Here is an 18,110-nt window from a genome sequence, read left to right on the forward strand (position 1 = left end):
ACATGAAACGAATATTATACCTGACCTTAATAATGATAAGTCTGCAATGCTCAGCGAATAACCCCGATTTGAATGAAACCCTAGTTCGCATCATTAACCAAATTAACGCCATCATGCCACTTCTTGATGAAGCGCAAACGCAAATAACACCCAATGCCCGTATTCAATTACAGATTGAAGGCTTTGAAGATATGCAAGGCCAGCACCATGCAGGTCTTAGAGAAGATTTGCTGAATATTCGCAATGGTCTGATTGATTACATCAACCAACCCACCATTGCCCCTCGCAAAATCAAGCCTTTGGAAATGGACTTTGTGAGGAAACCCTAATGCGTAAAGACGAAATCGCCAGAATGTTTGCCACCACCTTTAAACAAGCAAGCAATAACATCTCGGCTCATGTCTTTTCCAGCTGTATCCGCTTTATTGCCATAGCCCTGGTGATTCTCGCGGTGATGTGGTCCGTCAACCACATGATGGGCGCTGAGGAAAAACAACAACAGGGTTACTTGCTGCGCCTCGGTTCTCGACTTGTCAGGCTCGTAATTGGCTTGATGCTCTTCATTTTAGTGTTATTTGTTAAGGAGACAATATGAAAACAAAGCTTCGCTCAATCTATCTTAGCGTAGTAAGTCTATTTTATGCACCAATATTACTCGCAGATGCCTGGTTCCCTAAAATTTCTGATGCTGACAACATCGGCGATGGCTCAAAAAGCATGATGTCGGTGACTGGTAACTATGTCAAACAAGGTCTGGGCTTATTGCTGTTCATCACTGCAGTCGTAACCTTTATTAAATTCATTACCACAGTACAACACGGTATTGAAGAATCAAAAAAGAACGAAGGTTCCATGGTGGCCTTTGGTACTTTTGCTGTAATGGGGATCACCTATTTAGCCATTAGCATTGCATCAGGCTATGTGGGTTACTCCATGATTACCAAGTTCAAAATATAGGAGGTGAAGCTTATGAGTCAGCCTTCTTCGCGTCATTTATCACACGACTACCCTGCCTGGAAAGGTTTGAGTTTGCGTGAATTGTTTTGGATTGTCATCACCACAACACCAGTAACTACTGTCTTTTTTGTCCTTTTGGGATACATGGCAGGGTTTCCACTGGCTTCTGGCTGTATTGGGTTTGTAGTTGGATTCATTCTATCTATAACCATATGGCCTAAAGGCATTGCCCGTATTAAAGAGGGCAAGCCTTATGGTTATGTGATGAAAAAAACCATCAGTTGGTTGGTGCGATTAAGGCTGAAACAATCTCCCTGGATTCATTATCAGGGACGATGGCAAAAAAATAAGTCTGTAGGAGCACCCCATGTTTGAATACTGGAAAAAAATCGACAGCCTTCATCACCATAACCGCTTATTGCTGGCTTTTGTCGGTGTTTTATCGATCATTGTCATTGCTTTAGTCATCACCTTGATGACCATACCCAAACGTTATGAATTTTGGCTTAGTCCCAATATGGCTGCTAATGGTGGTTTAATGAAAGCCAGTGACATTCCTAATGAATACGTTCAAGGTTTTGTCACTTCACTGATGCCTACTCTTTACAGCTGGTCAAATCAAGGCAAGGAAGAATTTAATCGAAACATCAAAGCATTTCATTATTACTTCACACCACGTCATGAACAATTAATGCGTGGCACCCTGGCCGCATATAAAAACGCACAGCTCTTTGATCGTACACAAATTGCAAGTCTTTATCGTTTTATGGAGCCCCAAGACATCCAAAAAATTGGTCCTGATACTTGGGAGGTCAAGATGGTACTGCGCATTACTCAGAGGTTGAAAGATAACAGTGCCATGGTCATTGCCGACAAAGTAGTTGCCTATAGTCTTCGCGTAGTCAAACTCAATCTTTCTCGATTGCACAATCCATTCCAATTATCACTGGATGGCTACACCCGTCCTGAAGAACGATTACAGGATTTACTGGTCGATACGGAGGAACAACATGAAAAGAATTAAAATCATTTTTCTCATTATAGGACTGGGTGTTATGCACTTAAGTTATGCCTTGCAGAGTGAACATCTGGTTTGGGAAAAAGTACCTTTGAATATTGAATTGCCGATTTATCAAGAGCGACTGATTCAATTTCCTCAAGCAATCAAGATTATTGATCAGCAATTAAATCCTAATATTGATGTTTTAAAAGTGAAAGGCAGCCTTTATCTGAAGGCAAAGGAATCCTTTAAAGACAATCGTCTGATTGTTCAACTTTTACCAGAAGGTGAAGTCATCATTCTCAATCTCAAAGCAGATTCTCAAATGACGAACACCACACCCATAGAAATACTCATTGATGATCCCAAAACGAATCATCACTCTGCCTCAAGTCAATACGAATACAATGCCATCCAATTGACTCGATTTGCGATTCAAGCCTTGTACTCTCCAGAACGTGTCCGTGAAATCCCTGAAGCCATTTATCGTACACCCATGCAAACACACAAAACCATTCCGCTGTTTTATGGGGCCAGCATTGAAGCCCATCCTCTTGCTTCATGGCGTGGAAGCAATCTCTATATCACTGCAGTTGATCTTAAAAATATGTTGAACAAGCCGCTTCATCTGCAATTTTCCAACCTAATGGGACATTGGCAAACTGCTAGTTTTTATCCTAGAAGCATACTGCCTCCACGCAATCAACATGAAAGTAACACGGTTTTCTTAGTTTCGGATCAACCTTTTACAGCAGCTCTAATGCAACAAGGGAGATTCAATCGATGAATAAAAATAATGGCATTAAAATTTTGGCTGGTTCCGTAGTGGTTGTGGTACTTCTTATTCTCATTAACAGCCGCCAAACTACTCCTATCAATGACCCTACATCTAATCCCAACAATTTTGGTGAAGCCATTGCCAGCCAGTTCAACGATAACATTAGAGATGTTTCTGCTCGTTTGATAGAAACAGAAAAAAAACTAGAGCAAATGCATCAAGAAAATAAATCACTACAAAAACAATTAAAACAACCTAAGACAGAATCCAACCATGGATTACGCGATGAATTAATGGCACTAAAAGAGCAAATTACTTCACTGACACAAAATCAATCTCAAGCCTACCCTATGGAAGAAAACGCACCCAAGATATCAGGCCAAATCAAAGATCTGGATGCATTGCTCGATAAAATCCCAACTGAAAACAAATTGTCAGATACCAGTGAGTCTTCTGCAAAAGAGGAAGAACCAAATAAAACCCCGTTTTATACCATTCCAGCAGGAAGTGATTTTAGTAAAGTGACTCTATTATCCGCCCTAATTGGTGAAGTCCCAGTTGAAGGAAAATTGATGCAACCGTTATTTCCTTTCAATGCCATAGTCAGTCGTGGTGATTTAATGACTGCCAATGGAATGCAACTACCCGAAGAAATTACTGGCATGAAAATCAGTGGTTATGCCATAGGTGTGGGATCCTTTTTGGATAACATCAGTTGTGTGCGAGCCTATGTTACCTCAGCATTATTTGTCTTTAATGATGGCCACTTTGTCAACGTAGGCCAAGAGCAAATGAAAAGTTCAGCTGAACTCGTTAACAATGACAGCATAGGCTATCTCACCAATCAATACGGCAATCCGTGCATTAAAGGCCAATACATCACCAATGCTCCAAGAGTTCTAACTTCATTAATGATTGCTGGTGGAGTCCAAGGAGCAGGGACCGCATTATCCAAATGGCAAATGAGCTATCAAGCTGAAGGTGGTGAAGCGATTGCTACTCCTACTGGAGAAATCACTCATTTTGCAGCTGGAGGAGCCATCAGTGAGGGCAGTCAAAAAGTAACCGAATGGCTTGAGAAAAGAATTCAAGGCAGTTTCGATATGGTTTTTGTTCCTGCCAGTATTAAAGCCAATTCAGGATTTATTCCAAACCAACTCAGTCTTCATTTCAGTCAAACCATTGCTATTGATAAAGAACACCAAGGGAGAGTATTAGATTATGGTTACCATCAACAAAAACACTTTGATAATGCTTTGCGCTAGTCTCGCTTTAAGTGCCTGTTCGACCGCAAAAATGTCTCAAAGCCCTATTCCTGATCAGGGTTTAACGGTTAGTCAGCTTTATCAACAAAGCATGCAACAACCTATCCAGAGGCCAGTATCACATCAGGTCAAGCTCGAAACATCAGGCGAAGAATTTAAGCAGCTTCCCAATCCAGAAGTGCCGATTCATGTATTTGCCCATGTAGCACAACTCGGAGATGAACAAATCATTAAACCCGCCTACACGACGCGCTTTTTTCTTTATAAACAAAACCAGTATGCCCTGGCATCAGAACTGTATTAGGGAGCAAGCATGAAGTCATTACTAAAACCTGTTAGTGACTGGTTATTGGGTGAAACCAACACTCAAGCCGTCAAGGAAAAAGAAGTTAAAAAAAATTATGCAAATCCCTTACCTTCTTTTGCAGACAAACTTGCTGTTGTTGATTTCCATGAACAAGAACAAGTTTTTTTATTTGCCGATGGTAAAAGTTTGGGTTCAGGCTTTGAGTTGGGCGATATACCCGCTGAGGCAGCAGCTCCAGAATATCTGCAAGCAGTATTTGATAAAATACGAGAGACTTTTGCTTCTGTAGTTCCATTACATCCCATTGATCCCTGGGTTATGCAAATGTTTGTTCAAGATGAATATTGCCTTGAGTTTGTCCTTGACCACATTAAAAAACAAGTACCTGAAAATCTCCTCAACAGCTCTTTGACCAAAGACTATTTAAATCGACTTGGGGATTTATACAAAAAAATGACCCGCCCAGAGGGATTATTCCTTGATCCCAAAACAGGCTCTCCTTATCGTGGTCGTAGACGTCGTATTCGTGTACTTTTTTATCGCAAACGCACTCAATATAATCTATCTCGTGAATTGGTATTACAAGAACATCAAGAAGTAATAAGCCAAATTGAAAGCAAATTGCGTTCACCAGGAATTGAGTTAAAACGTCTCTCAGGTAAGGATTATTATCAATGGTGGGTCAGATGGTTTAATCCTAAATCTGCCGATCAAATATTAACTCAATACCCCTACCCTGAACCGATTCCTGCAGGATTTAATTTATCACAAAATGTTTTATTTACCCCACCTGAAAGCGACGACAAAGGATTTATTTTTGAAGGAGTAAAACAAAAAATTTTGTATGTCGATGGACTAAAAGAGACTCCAATCATTGGTCTGGTATCCCGTGAACGACGACAAGCTAATCCCAAGCACCGCTATGCTTTACTCGATACATTGCCTTCAGGAAGCATTTATACCATTCAAGTTGTATTTAGCCATGATGCAACACTTGATGCACACTTAACCCGACTGGAAAAAGGGATTGTTGGTACTAGTTTGAAGCCCCAAGAAGTCAGAGACGATATTAAAACTGCTCGCAATGAATTAAGTACTGCTAATCGCCTTTATTGGGTCAATCAAGCGGTGTTTTATCAAGCCAAAGATGAACAGGAAGTACACAATATAGAAAAGCAGCTACACATTATATTTAGCGAAGCAAAAATGCGGCTGATTCACTCAAATTATGATATTCATCCGCTAAATTCCTATCTCAATATGCTGCCTTTTAATTTTGATCCAAATTATGCACGCAAATACTTATGTTTTGACCGCTTAATGTATGCCTCTGAATTGGCTGCTTTACTACCAGTTTATGGCCGCAATCAAGGAGCAAGGCATCTTCCCTGCTTTTCATTTTTCAATCGGTTAGGCGAGCCTGTTTTCTTTGATTTGTTGCATCATGACTTTATCAGCCAAAATTCCCATTGTGCTATTTTTGCCAACTCTGGTGGAGGCAAATCAGTACTCATTGGATGGATGATTCAATCTCTATTAGCTATGAAAAACGCGCGTGTAGTACTGTTTGAAATGGGGAACTCCTTTGATCGCATGTTATTGCATTGCCAAAAACATGGTTTGCAAGCAAGACAATTACTCTTATCGAACCAGAAAGATAAAACGATACCGCTCAATCCATTTTGTGATGCTTATAAAGCTTTGCCTGAAATCAGCGAGCAATCCGAAAACATTGCTTTAGCGCTACAAAAACTTAAAGCAGAGCAATGCTTGTCCGCATCAGAGGAAGAGTTGGACTGTCAAAATGAATCGCGATCTTATTTGGCTGAGCTGGCACTGGCTTTGCGAACTATGATTACTGAAGCCAACGTTCGTGAAGAAGAAAACTTTACCTTGGCAGATGAAACCTTGCTCATTGAAATTTTGAGTGATGCCATTTATGAATCAGCACAAAAAAATATTCCGCAAATGCTTACTGAACATGTAGTAAGCGCTTTTGAGCGACGCATTGCTTCAGAAACAATCCCCCGTAAAAAAGAGCGATTGCATGATATGGCTGATCGATTGAGAAGTTATGTCATTAATACTGCCAAAGCACGTTTTTTTAATGTTGCTACTGAACCATTAGACGATTTCGATATTTTTCATATTGATATCTCCGCCATTAAGGATGATAGAGGTAAATTGGCTTTGGTTATGGTATCGCTGCTACCAAGAATCCTGGCAATGGCAGAACGCACTCAGAATGAAAGTCGCCCTATGTTTCTCATCATTGACGAAGCACATTTGCAATTTGAAATTGATGTCATTGTTTCTTATGCCACGCTGATTGCCAAAGTGGCTCGTAAATTAGGACTTTGGCTCATTCCTTTAACGCAAAATATTGCGGACATGAGCTCTGCCAAAGCTACCAAAATTCTATCACTGATTGAAACCTGGATTGCATTGGGATTGGATGAAAATGAGCTTACCAACATTAAAAAATTCAAAACGCTTACTCCACAACAAGAAGCTCTTATTCGAGATATTGACTCACAAAAAGGGTTGTATTCAGAAGCAGTCCTCCTGGGTTCTCGTTATCAGGGGTTATTTCGCGTCATCCCACCACGCTACCTGTTGGCTTTATTAATGACTGAAAAAAATGAAAAAGCTGCGCGCAATGAATTGGAGAAAGAACATGATGTACTTGCTGCTGCTGAAATCATGGCTAAAAAACTGGAACAACCCAAAGTGTCTTCTAATAATCGGGCTTATTTTTATGACTAATATCTTATATGCCAAAGAAAGTACTAGCCCACCTAGTCCAGTGAATACGTTCACCATTGCTGCCCGGGTGTTGCAAAAGATTTTTCACAACAGCCACTATAAAGTTATTGGATCTTGCACCTGGTCAGTGGGTTATTTACCACCCAAATTAGTAGTTACACCTGCTGTGGAGCAATTCTTACCTGATTTGGTGATTACAGTCAGTAATAAGCCGGAAGAAAATCCCTGGATAGAAGCCAGAGCACTTTATGAAAATTCAGCCAGCAGAGCCTTGTATCAAAAAGCTTATAAAGCCGCAACTGGATTTGAACTTGGGTTTGGCAATGACACTGGCCAAACTACAGATCTACATATCAATGATGAACGAACTCGCATTGTTGATGTCATAGGTAGCCCTGCCGGATTTTACCGCTTACCTTATCTTTCCCATAAAGCTGAAACAGGATTTGGCATACCTTATTATCTTGCAGAAGCGGATGCTGTGATGGACCGGACAGAAGCAGCAGAAATTTTGTATATGGCTACTCATCCTCATCTACTCATCAACCATGATATAGGTACGGCCACACAACATTGGGGTTCGGAAATTCCAAGACTGATGCGTGTTACCCAGCCGTATAACTTTAGGGCCTCTGTAGTTGCAGCCATGCATGCCGCAGATGTTGTCACCAACAAAAATTCTTTACATGTAACTAAATCAACTCGCAATTCGTGTGGCAAGAACTGTGCTGTCGCTAATGTCATCTATGACCCTAAAAACACTAAAGTAATTTGGCAGGAAGTATATCCACTAAACCGCACCATCCATCCTGGTGATGCCAATGATTTCGGCACAAAAGATGAAAAAGCAGGTAATGGAAATTATGTCTTTGTCCTGTGGCGAAAATATCGAGGCTGCATCCAAAACAAGGGCAAGCTGGTGAATCTATTAACATTCCCCAAAGTGGGAAAAACTAAAAAACGATAAGGCTATTTTATGAAACGATTTTTGATTTTAACGTTCCTTATTCCCTCTTTTGCATGTGCTGATGGTTTTATGCCCAGCCAATCCGATTATTACTATGAACTTGGAGGTACATCCAATTTGTTTATACCTCCAGTGAATAAAGATCAAACCATTCGGATTGGCGCTGATGTTGATGGTCGCTTGGGATTTTCTTGTAGCGGTTTTAATCCAGTGGTTTCTATTACCAATACCTTCCAGGATCTGAAAAAATCAGCCATTAACATTCCTGGAGGTGTCATTGATAATCTTAAAGGATCAATAGCAGGATATCCGCTTTACAAACTGCAACAGTCCATGCCAGCACTTTATAATGTAATACAAAATGCTGCGTCCAGTGCCCAAAATGAGTTCAACATCAGAGTCAAAGATTGTCAGGAAGTAAAGCAATCTTTGGAACAAAATCAATCACCAATGGAAGGTATTTTGTCCGTATCGGACAGTCAGGGCTGGTTAGAAGCTGCCAAACGCGCAAAGAAAGAAAATGTCGATGTCACCGAAACAGCTAAAAGTATTGCCCAAAAGCGTGATGACTATGGTCTTCCCTGGATTGGCCATGAAAAAGGAAATGCTGGGGGCAAATACCAACGACCCATTAAAGTAATTAATGATGTAGTGATTGCTGGTTATAACATTCTCCTAGAAAGAAAACCGCTGGATTCTCTTGATAAACCGGATATCAGAACACCAATGACCCAAAGTTGGCCTACTCCTACAGATGCTGCCAATTGGGCTGTAAAAGTTTTGGGAGATATCCAAGTCAGTACCAGTGAAAGCAAACTAAACCATGATGCTAAAGCGGGTATTGGCTTGTCTTCCTTGTTGCAAAGTTGTGCCAATGCCAATACCTGCAGTCAGAATATTGCCAAAGCATTATGGAAACTCGTAAATGGTAGCTGGACTCTTACCGAAGACAATCTACGTAAGGTTAGTGCATCCAATCTTCTGATTACCGATGAAATCATAATCACTATTCAACATCTACCTAGAGAGGAACAATTACTGACTGTATCCAAATTAGCCGAAGAAATCGCCGTACAAAATATGCTGGATAATGCTTTGATGATGCGGCGGATTTTACAAGCTGGATTACAAGTTCAAGAAGTCCAAAACTTAAAACCTGCTATGAAAATGGTGCTGTTTGCTTTGAAAAAACTGGACGATGACATTCATTCCCTATCTTTTGAAAATGATGTTCGTAAAAAAATGATGACTGAAACACTGGGAACAATTATGGAGATTCGTCATCAGGATCAAAACAAAAACATCCCTGGTAAAGATCATGAACAACCGGCAGTGAAAAATGGTGCCATTTATGTTCAAGAAAAATAAAGGAGCCTCATTATGATTGTCTTTAATCCTTTATCGCTCTATACCACCTATCTTGGTTGGCAACAATATGAAGTACTCTTTAATGCCTTGTGGCAAACAGGGCTTTTGTATCTAGGTTTTTTAGCGATTGGATATCGTTTCTTAAAAAATGTACTCAATCCTGCTGGAGCATTTTTTGCAGTAGAGCATGCTTTAAATAACTTTCTCTATGAATTGACGATTACTTTTCTGATTTGCGGTCTGTTTGTCTATCCTTGTGTACCCCTGGAAACCAGAGCACTTCAATTTAAACCTCTATGTGGCATGAAAAGTCCTACAACTGCTGTGATTGGGGACAGTGGTACTACCTATGATGAAGCCTTTGCCGATCTTTTAACTAATCAAGTAAAAATTCCTATTGGTTTTGCCATCATCCAAAACTTCATGTCCAGTTTCACTTACAGTTTAATGAAAGTGACTGGCTGCACAGACAGTTTGCAATCCATTCAAGGTGATTTGGTATCTACCTATTTGCCTCAAGATATACGAAAACAAGCTTTGGAATTTCACCGGCAATGTTTTATTGAGGCCAAGACCCAATTTAATAGTGAGAAACATGAAGCAAGCGAACTGGACCCCATGCTAAAACGCTATGGTGGTGAAGACGATTTGAATTGGATGGGTTCAAAGATTCTGCAAAAAATGTATTACAGCAAACTCCATGCGCGTAAACCAGTTCCAGGATTTACCTTTAATCAAGCACCTAATCCTAATCTGGAAAAAGCAGCCAACCGTGGTGATATACCTCTAGAACAACTACCAGAAGAAGGTTACCCATCCTGCCAACAATGGTGGAATAAAATACGGGCTGATCTAGTCGAAGTATCCAACAAAGCAAGTTTTTATAATCGGCATCTGAACTACTACGCCATGCTTGAACGAGTACGCCAATACAAAGCCAAGCATCCAAAAGCATGGAAAGCAGATATCACTGCTGAAGAGTTCATAGCCAAAATGCTGCTCAGTGAGAGCAAAGACATGCAAATGAACTCAGTAAAAAATCTAATGGACAACAATAATGGAAAAATTGGATCAGCCATTACTCATACACTGGTTAACTCCGGTCAATGGATCAAATCATGGACCACAACACCACTCAAACGTGAATCAATCATGCAAACCTTACCGGTGATGCAGGCATTTTTCATGTTCTTTTTAATTATCTTAACGCCGTTAGTTCTGTCACTAAGTTGTTATAGTCCAAGAGCATTAGGCAGTTTGTGTGCTTTATTTGTGATGGCGATTTTTCTGCAATACCTCTGGCATCTGGTGGGCTTTATTGAGCGTTCGGTCCTAGATCCATTGGGTGAAAATGATGCAGTTGCCACAATGAAAAATATGGCAGTGATGTTTTATTTTGTCGCACCTGTATTGTTGCTTAAACTTTCCAGTCACTTTGGTGGAGAGGCAGGAACAGGATTAATGGATTTAATTCGCAGCTCTGAACAACATAGTGACAGCATGACACAATCAGGAATGCACGTTGCTAAAACAGGATTAAAAATCGCCTCAAAAGGAGCATTATAATGCTTTTAAATCAAATCTTTGCGTTCAAAGATTTCATTGCATTCACGCATACTAATCAAACCGGCTTCATATTTTTCCTGAGCATCAGAAATACTCATATAGCGTTTATGGGGTTTATCTTCCGCAACACCAACAATGGCATCAAGCACTACAACCAAAAATCGAAATACCTTTCTCATTTGGAGCCTTCCCTATGATAAAAAACTACATTCGTTCAACCATTATAGTCATACTTCAAATTCTTTTACCAATCACGGCCTTACTCATCCTGGCACCATTGTTCATCAATACCAAGGTAATCAACCATTTGCAACAACCAGTATTTCACCCATGGTTTATTGTTTTACATGCACTCTTTTACTTAAGTCTCATCCTGCTATGGCCCAATCTAGTCCAACGCATACATAAACAAAATCCTATAAATACTGAACAATTTAAAATGGCACTTAAAATACGATGGTATTTATTGACACTCTTTCTGTTTATTGATGCGCTTATGTTATGGAAATCACTATGACCGACTACCCAATTAATAATTTACTACGAGAACCTACAGAAGCATGGTCTGCGATTACTTGTTTTTCATTGGCATTTCTGGCTTACAGCCAACCTCATTTATTCTTACTTACTCAAAGCATGAGTATCTATGCATTTATTACTCTAGCCATTCCAGGTCTTTATAGGGCATCGCAAGCAATAAGAGTAAAACGCTACCATCACCGATTATTGGCAATGCCGACTTATGCCCTTTCCACCTCAGAAATTCCTTTATCCAAAAACTGGTTATTCCTTGGTAAAGGATTTCGTTGGCGACCAAGTCATACTCAAAAGCTTCATCAAATCAAACAGGTCAAAAATGAAAAGTTCATGCAGAGAGGTAATTGCTATCAAGCGGTAAGACGTTTTTGCCAAAGTCATGAGCATATCAAATTAGCTAAATGGTTAAACGGCCGTTCAAAGCTCAATCCATTCAGGCCTTATCCACCAGTTGGTGGAAGTCCATTCTTACATGGTGTCGGTGAAGAAGATAAACATATCTACATTCCTCAAGATATTCGCGTCGGTCATACTTTTGTTGTTGGTACCACTAGAGTAGGCAAAACAAGATTGGCCAGTATTCTCATTAATCAGGATATTAGAAATGGAGATGCGGTCATCGTTGTAGATCCCAAAGGTGACCAAGACTTAGTGCGAGACATGCTTGCAGCGTGTGAAGTATCAGGAAGAGTGAATGATTTCAAAATCGTCCATTTAGGATTTCCGAATCAATCAGCACGATATAACCCACTCAAAAACTACGATCAAATAAGCGAAGTTGCAACACGCATCACTGATGCGATTTCTGCTGAAGGTGAAGGCAAACAATTTGCTGCTTTTGCATGGAAGTACGTAAATATTGTGGCCATTTGTTTGGAAGAAATGAAACAACCCATTACGTACCAATCAATTGCTTTCTATATTAGTAGACTCGATCAGCTACTTATGACCTATGCAGATACCATCCTTCCAAATCACTATGCCAATTATCATCAAAACATCGAAGAAATCATCGAGGAACACGACAGTAAAATTGGTAAGAACAATAAAACCAAATCTCCTATGGAACGCCATCAGGCTGTTACTCAATATGTGAAAGAACACATCAACAAAACCATTAAAAATAACAATGCGGAAGCACTACACGACCAAATCCTAATCGATCTCTACGATGCAGCCATTATGGATAAACACTATTACGACAAAATCACTGCTAGCGTGGGTCCGGTATTATCAGAAATTAACAAAAGTAATGCTTCTAAAATTCTGTCGTCAAAGACACAAACAGGTGATATTGAACTGATGGATGTGATTAAAAATAAGAAAGTGCTCTATGTTGGCCTGGACAGTCTAACCAATCCAAATATCGCTCAAGCAGTAGGTAAAGCTTTCTTATCAGATCTTGTATCCACAGCAGGTAAAATCTACAAGGAACCTAATGCTCATTATACCTTAAATCTCCATTGCGATGAGCTTTCTGAAATTATCCAAGATTCTTTCGTGAAGATTCTCAATAAAGCTGGTGGAGCTGGTTTTCAAGTTACAGCTTATGCCCAGACCATTCAGGATATGGAAGTGGCTCTTGGATCAAGAGCTAAAGCAGAAGTATCTGAAGGCAATTTTAATACACTTATTATGTTACGGGTTAAAAATGAAGAAACAGCTAATCTGTTGGTTAAAGTACTTCCTCAAGTAGGAGTAGTTGGGCATACCCAAGTTTCTATGGTTAATGATACACCACATGGTGATGACGGGGTCTATTTTAATACGACTAATGAAGATCGTGTTCAGACTTCTTCTATACCTATGATTGGAGTGGATGATATTGTTTCTTTGCCTAAAGGACAATGTTTTATTCTAGTGAGTGGTGGAGATGTTTACAAAATACGTATTCCCCTCTCTTCAAGATTATAAATTTCAGTTTAGACAATAAATTGAATTAGTTAACTTCTACCAACTATTAGAACGCTACTCAAACCATCTAATTTAAGAATAAGATACGTTCACTTTTTTTCATGAAAAAGCTATTTGTTTAAAGATTTCATCATAATATTCTTTATGGTCTGGGTGAAAATGATCACTTATTTGATTGTCATGTCTTATTCTTACATTAAAGTATACGAAGGTTGACTCCCCTCCTGAATCTATGTAAAGACCTGAACCGCTATCAAGACCTTTCTCAATTGATTCAGAACTCATCCATATTCCTGTTTTTGGACAAATTAAATCTAAGTCTACACTATAAGTATCAGCTTTATTGTTATAACTAATTAATCTAGGTCTAAGGTAAATTTTTTCTTCATATTCAAAGGGATCCAATGGATCTCCTCTAACTACAGTATCATCTCCTAACCATTTCTCAATTTTCTTAATAATCTCTTCAATATCTTTCAAATCAGGATAATTATAATTAGTACGCGACTGAATATAAAAAAAATATCCTTTATAATTAGCACCCCATAGAGATGGCTTAAATGTACCATAAATCTTCCATTCTACATTTATCTTATCTTCAGGTAAAAACAACTTTACCAAATACAAAGTTTCGGGTGTTGTTAATCTATTTATCAATTCAATTGAATCCCAGTAACGTGTAACAAATTCTTTACTATTCAACTCTTCTAAACGCCTAACTAATGCAGCTGTCGGATGAGTTGAACAAATTAACAAAAAACCATTAGCTTCAACTGCAGTACATGCATCCTTTATATTTAAAATATCATTAATTCCAACTGCTTTCCCTGATTTTGTATTATGTTTACAATTTACTAACCACTTTCGTTTAAAGGGGGCTAAAATACCTTCAACCTTCTCTATCGCAATCAAATCCCTGCCAGAATCTTGCCCTTCTCCTGTCCAATGAACTTCGAACCCCATACATATTAATAGTTCCCGACATAATTGCTCAAAAATGGTTCCATTTTTGATATTATTAAATTCCATTAATTATCTCCCGCTACCTGAAAATTGGTATCTAATAAGACTAATATAGACTTATTTCTTAGTTACAGGATTATTCATAAAATTAAAGATAGATTGAGTATCCCTGAAAATTTTTGTATTAAGTGTCTATCTGCGTCACTGCTAAATCCAGCAGTGACGCAGAAAAATCACCTTGATTTTACCCAGTAAAATCAACACATTTTGCCATTTTGTCCGATCCCGCCAATCGGGATTGGACAAAATTCTTTCCAAAATCCCTTGCGAAGCAAGAACCGTTTTGCTAATTTGGAATCAAGCATGACTGATGAGCTGGTGAAAATCCGGCGAAACGTCAATCGACGTCTTATGCTAAACCACTTCATTCCCTAGCTTTGTGGCTGGACGTTCAGTCGGGAAAACCATCTAGGAATCTCTGTCATCCGACAGGGCAACTCCCTCGGGAGTTTAAGTCAATTTATTTCAATTTGACCATGGACTTGTATGACAAGAGCCATTGTCTTGTCGTTTTATTAATCATCAAAACAAGGAGAAAATAAGCACACAAAAACTGTTGTAAATCGGCGAGATCGTTTGCCTTATAACGATTGATTTGCCCCCTACTTCGAGCTTTATGGCTTTGGCCAGGTTTCATCTTTGAGTGAGCCGCTCGTTCAACACTAAACCAAAGACAGGGCAAATAAATTTTTATCGGATGGGATGATGAGAAAATACAGCTTAAGACAAACTGCCAATCAATATTTAAAGCTTGGAAATCAAGGTAGCCACAAAGTCAAAAAACAACGCGCCTATGTCATTCGTAAAATGATTGATGACCTCTATACCATTGGTGATGTGCCATCTTCCTGGAAAGGCATCCAATCACATCATATTCATCAGCTGGTTGCTTATTGGAAGAAAAGTAAAATGCGAACTGGCACGATTATGAATCACATGACCATAGTTAGGCATTATCTAACCAGCATAGATTACACTATTCCCAATATAGACAATCAATCCCTGCAACTTAGCAAAACAAGGAAACGTAAAAGAAAGCTCAAAATCCAGCATGATCATTGGCAGTCGTGGGATAATTCAATATCACGTCTCCTCATGGCACTTCAAACTGAATTTGGCTTGACTTATCAAGAAGCCATTTACATAAAACCCGAAATTAACATTCAATCGGACAGTGTTTGGATAACCAGAAACATCGCCTTTAACTCCTTAGACAGGACAATTCCTATCAGATTTGAGACACAAAAAGCCATTCTTGATGACATCAAAAAGGTGACAGAGGGGAAATCAATTGCTGAATTTAATGATTATGAAGACACAAGACTTACCTGGCGAAAGACTTTAAAAAAACATGCCTTACCGATTAATAAAGCATACCGCTATCTCTATGCAAAACAGATGGCTCAGTATCTTTTGCCCATATTAGGAAAGTACGATACTTATTGGGTTATTCGCAGTGAAATGGGCATCAAATCCCGTGATTCTCTATGGAGATATCTTAATGAGTAAATCCAAACTTAAAAATGCCCAGTATTCCATCAATGAATGTATTAAGAAAATCCAAAACTATTCTCACGCTAGTCGAGCAGATATGAAGCACATGTTGAATCGCTGCGTCAAGGATTTGCATGAGCTAGGTTATATGGTCACACACATCAAAGGATTAAAACCAAAGCACATACACATCCTGGTTGAACATTGGAAAAACCAGAATAAAAACCCTGCTACGATTAAAAACTACATAGCAAAACTACGGAAAGTGGCTTCGGTGCTAAAAAAGGCGGAACTGGTTAAACAAGGAAACGACAGCTATCAAATAAACAAACGTAATTATTTCCCTCAGCATAATAAAGCGATCAGCAACGTCGATTTTTCCAAATGCCCAGATCCTATGATCCGATTATCCCTAGAAGCCCAATCTCTTTTTGGCCTTCGCCGTGAAGAATCTATGAAGATTGTACTCAGTGATGCCTGGCAAGGAAATAAATTGGTTATAAAGCCCAGCTGGACAAAAGGCGGTATCGGTCGTGATATAAAACTCACCAATGAACAACAACGGCAATGGCTACTCAATGCTATAAATCTAGTTCCTACTGGACAATCCCTCATTCCTAAAGAAATGACCTACAAAAATCATCTATCTCACTATCATGAAGTAATAGAAAGAATGGGATTAAGCAAATGTCATGGTCTTCGCCATGCTTATGCTCAGAGAAGATATCTTGAAATTACAAAGTTCTATGACAAATCAGGTACAGGACTTATACCCCCAATCCAAGGAGGTCGAAATTTTAAAGACCTTAGTTCTATTGAAAAATACTGGGATAAAATTGCTAGAGAATTGATTAGCCAAGAATTAGGTCATTCGAGATTAAGTATTACAAAAATTTATTGTGGCTAAGCTCTATACTCAGTTATATTAATCACTATAATTTACTCATCATGCTCCACAATAGTTCTACAGCAAAACTAAAAGAATAAAAAATGACTAATACACTTAACGATATCATTTCGAAGACTATTGCAAAAAGACCTAAGGAATTTGTAGATCCAAAATCTAGTGAATTATCGTTAACCGTTCTTGATAATTTTGCAAAATCACAGGAAATTTTAAAAGAAATACTTGGTCTTCTGTATCCAAATGGCAAAAAACAAAGTAAATCAGACTTTTCAAAAACACAAAATGTGGAGAGAGCAATAATACAAGCTGAAGCGTTGTATTACTCACATAGATTTTGTAAAGAACAGTATATTTTCTTCGTTCTTCTCCCAATAGAACATTTTCATGAATCAAGATGGAGCAATTCATATTATAAAAAAAGAATAGACCCTATAGTAAAGAAAATTGATGAAGTTAAAAAACGTCATGGACTAAAAGATGATGAAGATTGGCCTGCAAGACACGGCCCTCGAGAATACCATAGATTATCAAAAGAATATGATAAGCTATTCGACCAAACCTTTGTTGAGGTTTTAAAAGAGTTTGGGTTGAATGATTTAGCAGATTTGAAAGAAAAAAAACCACAAAAACTTAATAAATTACGCGAGCACGGTCGCAGAATTTTTTTTCATGAAAACTCATTACCTGAAGCGATTAAAGAAAGCATAATTCATTATGAACATGAAGCAGTTAGAGCGTATAAATCAAAAGCCTATTTAGCTGGAATTATCGCATTAGCAGCAGCTTTAGAGGGAGTATTACTGTTACTTTGCCTTCAAAAAATCGAGGAAGCCTCTAATGCTTTCCTTAAACTCAAAGGATCAAATAAGAAATACAAACCCCAAGACCCAACCACTTGGAGCTTCGAAATATTAATTAATGTTTGCAATCAAATTGGCTGGATAAAAAACATAAAGACTGAAAATTGTGAATTTAATTCTACAGAAATTGCTCATTATTTAAGACGAATGAGAAACTATGTCCACCCAGCACGGCAATGTAAAGATAGAGCTTGGATTGTAACTAGCCAAAAAGAGTATGAATTCTCAAAAAGCTTATATATTGCTTTTGTTTCAAATTTGAATAAAATTTCTGAAATATTAAGTTAAGCCAACATGCGTATTATAGTAATTAACATTTAAACTCTAATAAACCCCAGTTCGGAGTTTTTCGCTTAACAAGCAGTAAGCAAAGCAGGCTGCTGAGTTAGCAATCTAACCGC

19 protein-coding genes are annotated in these 18,110 nt (G+C 38.7%); 17 read left to right on the forward strand and 2 right to left on the reverse strand.

All coding sequences use genetic code 11. From position 1 onward, the window contains the following. Positions 1-2 precede the first annotated feature (2 nt). Genes Ltuc_RS08250 through Ltuc_RS08305 form a run of 12 tightly spaced genes read left to right on the forward strand, consistent with a single transcriptional unit; the run spans position 3 to position 10,974 of the window. Positions 3-329 carry an RAQPRD family integrative conjugative element protein gene (locus tag Ltuc_RS08250; RefSeq protein ID WP_058520797.1) on the forward strand — a complete coding sequence of 109 codons (327 nt, stop codon included), beginning with the start codon at positions 3-5 and terminating at the stop codon, positions 327-329. After that, the gene (locus Ltuc_RS08255; protein ID WP_058520798.1) at positions 329-595 is read left to right on the forward strand and encodes a hypothetical protein; all 267 of its coding nucleotides are present in this window, start codon (positions 329-331) and stop codon (positions 593-595) included. The genes Ltuc_RS08250 and Ltuc_RS08255 overlap by 1 nt, the downstream gene beginning before the upstream one ends. Next, positions 592-957, forward strand: a complete 366-nt coding sequence (locus Ltuc_RS08260) for a hypothetical protein (protein WP_058520799.1) — start codon at positions 592-594, stop codon at positions 955-957. The genes Ltuc_RS08255 and Ltuc_RS08260 overlap by 4 nt, the downstream gene beginning before the upstream one ends. Positions 958-969: 12 nt before the next feature. After that, entirely contained in the window at positions 970-1,332 is a 363-nt protein-coding gene (locus tag Ltuc_RS08265) for a TIGR03750 family conjugal transfer protein (RefSeq protein WP_058520800.1), read from the forward strand. Then, complete coding sequence (locus Ltuc_RS08270) at positions 1,325-1,981, forward strand: DUF2895 family protein (protein ID WP_058520801.1); 657 nt, start codon at positions 1,325-1,327, stop codon at positions 1,979-1,981. Before Ltuc_RS08265 ends, Ltuc_RS08270 begins: the two co-directional genes overlap by 8 nt. Further along, positions 1,968-2,744, forward strand: coding sequence for a TIGR03749 family integrating conjugative element protein (locus Ltuc_RS08275; RefSeq protein WP_058520802.1), 777 nt, complete (start codon positions 1,968-1,970; stop codon positions 2,742-2,744). The genes Ltuc_RS08270 and Ltuc_RS08275 overlap by 14 nt, the downstream gene beginning before the upstream one ends. Next, the gene (locus Ltuc_RS08280; RefSeq protein ID WP_058520803.1) at positions 2,741-4,000 is read left to right on the forward strand and encodes a TIGR03752 family integrating conjugative element protein; all 1,260 of its coding nucleotides are present in this window, start codon (positions 2,741-2,743) and stop codon (positions 3,998-4,000) included. Before Ltuc_RS08275 ends, Ltuc_RS08280 begins: the two co-directional genes overlap by 4 nt. Continuing rightward, positions 3,957-4,304 (forward strand): TIGR03751 family conjugal transfer lipoprotein, encoded by a 348-nt coding sequence (locus Ltuc_RS08285; RefSeq protein WP_058520804.1) that lies wholly within the window; start codon positions 3,957-3,959, stop codon positions 4,302-4,304. Before Ltuc_RS08280 ends, Ltuc_RS08285 begins: the two co-directional genes overlap by 44 nt. Positions 4,305-4,313: 9 nt before the next feature. Further along, on the forward strand, positions 4,314-7,073 hold the full coding sequence (locus tag Ltuc_RS08290) for a conjugative transfer ATPase (RefSeq protein WP_058520805.1): 2,760 nt from the start codon (positions 4,314-4,316) through the stop codon (positions 7,071-7,073). Beyond that, complete coding sequence (locus Ltuc_RS08295) at positions 7,066-8,040, forward strand: TIGR03756 family integrating conjugative element protein (protein WP_058520806.1); 975 nt, start codon at positions 7,066-7,068, stop codon at positions 8,038-8,040. The genes Ltuc_RS08290 and Ltuc_RS08295 overlap by 8 nt, the downstream gene beginning before the upstream one ends. A gap of 9 nt (positions 8,041-8,049) precedes the next feature. Next, positions 8,050-9,408 carry an integrating conjugative element protein gene (locus Ltuc_RS08300; RefSeq protein WP_058520807.1) on the forward strand — a complete coding sequence of 453 codons (1,359 nt, stop codon included), beginning with the start codon at positions 8,050-8,052 and terminating at the stop codon, positions 9,406-9,408. Positions 9,409-9,420: 12 nt separating this feature from the next. Beyond that, on the forward strand, positions 9,421-10,974 hold the full coding sequence (locus Ltuc_RS08305) for a conjugal transfer protein TraG N-terminal domain-containing protein (protein WP_058520808.1): 1,554 nt from the start codon (positions 9,421-9,423) through the stop codon (positions 10,972-10,974). Positions 10,975-10,979: 5 nt separating this feature from the next. On the opposite strand, the gene Ltuc_RS15545 is transcribed toward Ltuc_RS08305, so the two are convergent. Then, entirely contained in the window at positions 10,980-11,153 is a 174-nt protein-coding gene (locus Ltuc_RS15545) for a hypothetical protein (protein WP_165480995.1), read from the reverse strand. Between the two features lie 14 nt (positions 11,154-11,167). Between Ltuc_RS15545 and Ltuc_RS08310 the strand changes: the two genes are divergently transcribed. Both Ltuc_RS08310 and traD read left to right on the forward strand, forming a co-directional pair. Next, the gene (locus Ltuc_RS08310; RefSeq protein WP_058520809.1) at positions 11,168-11,491 is read left to right on the forward strand and encodes a hypothetical protein; all 324 of its coding nucleotides are present in this window, start codon (positions 11,168-11,170) and stop codon (positions 11,489-11,491) included. After that, on the forward strand, positions 11,488-13,425 hold the full coding sequence (traD, locus tag Ltuc_RS08315; protein WP_058520810.1) for a type IV conjugative transfer system coupling protein TraD: 1,938 nt from the start codon (positions 11,488-11,490) through the stop codon (positions 13,423-13,425). Before Ltuc_RS08310 ends, traD begins: the two co-directional genes overlap by 4 nt. A gap of 99 nt (positions 13,426-13,524) precedes the next feature. On the opposite strand, the gene Ltuc_RS08320 is transcribed toward traD, so the two are convergent. Next, the gene (locus Ltuc_RS08320) at positions 13,525-14,454 is read right to left on the reverse strand and encodes a restriction endonuclease (RefSeq protein WP_058520811.1); all 930 of its coding nucleotides are present in this window, start codon (positions 14,452-14,454) and stop codon (positions 13,525-13,527) included. A 699-nt stretch (positions 14,455-15,153) separates the two neighbouring features. Between Ltuc_RS08320 and Ltuc_RS08325 the strand changes: the two genes are divergently transcribed. The 3 genes from Ltuc_RS08325 to Ltuc_RS08335 all read left to right on the forward strand — a co-directional run bounded on the left by Ltuc_RS08325 (position 15,154) and on the right by Ltuc_RS08335 (position 17,997). Beyond that, positions 15,154-15,957 (forward strand): phage integrase N-terminal domain-containing protein, encoded by an 804-nt coding sequence (locus Ltuc_RS08325; protein ID WP_058520812.1) that lies wholly within the window; start codon positions 15,154-15,156, stop codon positions 15,955-15,957. After that, positions 15,950-16,849: a phage integrase N-terminal domain-containing protein gene (locus tag Ltuc_RS08330; protein ID WP_058520813.1), complete on the forward strand. Its 900-nt coding sequence runs from the start codon at positions 15,950-15,952 to the stop codon at positions 16,847-16,849. The genes Ltuc_RS08325 and Ltuc_RS08330 overlap by 8 nt, the downstream gene beginning before the upstream one ends. Positions 16,850-16,932: 83 nt before the next feature. Further along, positions 16,933-17,997: a hypothetical protein gene (locus tag Ltuc_RS08335; RefSeq protein ID WP_058520814.1), complete on the forward strand. Its 1,065-nt coding sequence runs from the start codon at positions 16,933-16,935 to the stop codon at positions 17,995-17,997. Positions 17,998-18,110 lie beyond the last annotated feature (113 nt).

Origin of the sequence: Legionella tucsonensis (assembly GCF_001468035.1) — a bacterium.
Taxonomy (GTDB): domain Bacteria; phylum Pseudomonadota; class Gammaproteobacteria; order Legionellales; family Legionellaceae; genus Legionella; species Legionella tucsonensis.

What these genes read in the sequence shown, in the direction of transcription:
- Ltuc_RS08250 (WP_058520797.1), top strand. Translation starts at nt 3, where the DNA reads ATGAAACGAATATTATACCTGACCTTAATAATGATAAGTCTGCAATGC.
- Ltuc_RS08255 (WP_058520798.1), top strand. Translation starts at nt 329, where the DNA reads ATGCGTAAAGACGAAATCGCCAGAATGTTTGCCACCACCTTTAAACAA.
- Ltuc_RS08260 (WP_058520799.1), top strand. Translation starts at nt 592, where the DNA reads ATGAAAACAAAGCTTCGCTCAATCTATCTTAGCGTAGTAAGTCTATTT.
- Ltuc_RS08265 (WP_058520800.1), top strand. Translation starts at nt 970, where the DNA reads ATGAGTCAGCCTTCTTCGCGTCATTTATCACACGACTACCCTGCCTGG.
- Ltuc_RS08270 (WP_058520801.1), top strand. Translation starts at nt 1,325, where the DNA reads ATGTTTGAATACTGGAAAAAAATCGACAGCCTTCATCACCATAACCGC.
- Ltuc_RS08275 (WP_058520802.1), top strand. Translation starts at nt 1,968, where the DNA reads ATGAAAAGAATTAAAATCATTTTTCTCATTATAGGACTGGGTGTTATG.
- Ltuc_RS08280 (WP_058520803.1), top strand. Translation starts at nt 2,741, where the DNA reads ATGAATAAAAATAATGGCATTAAAATTTTGGCTGGTTCCGTAGTGGTT.
- Ltuc_RS08285 (WP_058520804.1), top strand. Translation starts at nt 3,957, where the DNA reads ATGGTTACCATCAACAAAAACACTTTGATAATGCTTTGCGCTAGTCTC.
- Ltuc_RS08290 (WP_058520805.1), top strand. Translation starts at nt 4,314, where the DNA reads ATGAAGTCATTACTAAAACCTGTTAGTGACTGGTTATTGGGTGAAACC.
- Ltuc_RS08295 (WP_058520806.1), top strand. Translation starts at nt 7,066, where the DNA reads ATGACTAATATCTTATATGCCAAAGAAAGTACTAGCCCACCTAGTCCA.
- Ltuc_RS08300 (WP_058520807.1), top strand. Translation starts at nt 8,050, where the DNA reads ATGAAACGATTTTTGATTTTAACGTTCCTTATTCCCTCTTTTGCATGT.
- Ltuc_RS08305 (WP_058520808.1), top strand. Translation starts at nt 9,421, where the DNA reads ATGATTGTCTTTAATCCTTTATCGCTCTATACCACCTATCTTGGTTGG.
- Ltuc_RS15545 (WP_165480995.1), bottom strand. Translation starts at nt 11,153, where the DNA reads ATGAGAAAGGTATTTCGATTTTTGGTTGTAGTGCTTGATGCCATTGTT.
- Ltuc_RS08310 (WP_058520809.1), top strand. Translation starts at nt 11,168, where the DNA reads ATGATAAAAAACTACATTCGTTCAACCATTATAGTCATACTTCAAATT.
- traD (WP_058520810.1), top strand. Translation starts at nt 11,488, where the DNA reads ATGACCGACTACCCAATTAATAATTTACTACGAGAACCTACAGAAGCA.
- Ltuc_RS08320 (WP_058520811.1), bottom strand. Translation starts at nt 14,454, where the DNA reads ATGGAATTTAATAATATCAAAAATGGAACCATTTTTGAGCAATTATGT.
- Ltuc_RS08325 (WP_058520812.1), top strand. Translation starts at nt 15,154, where the DNA reads ATGAGAAAATACAGCTTAAGACAAACTGCCAATCAATATTTAAAGCTT.
- Ltuc_RS08330 (WP_058520813.1), top strand. Translation starts at nt 15,950, where the DNA reads ATGAGTAAATCCAAACTTAAAAATGCCCAGTATTCCATCAATGAATGT.
- Ltuc_RS08335 (WP_058520814.1), top strand. Translation starts at nt 16,933, where the DNA reads ATGACTAATACACTTAACGATATCATTTCGAAGACTATTGCAAAAAGA.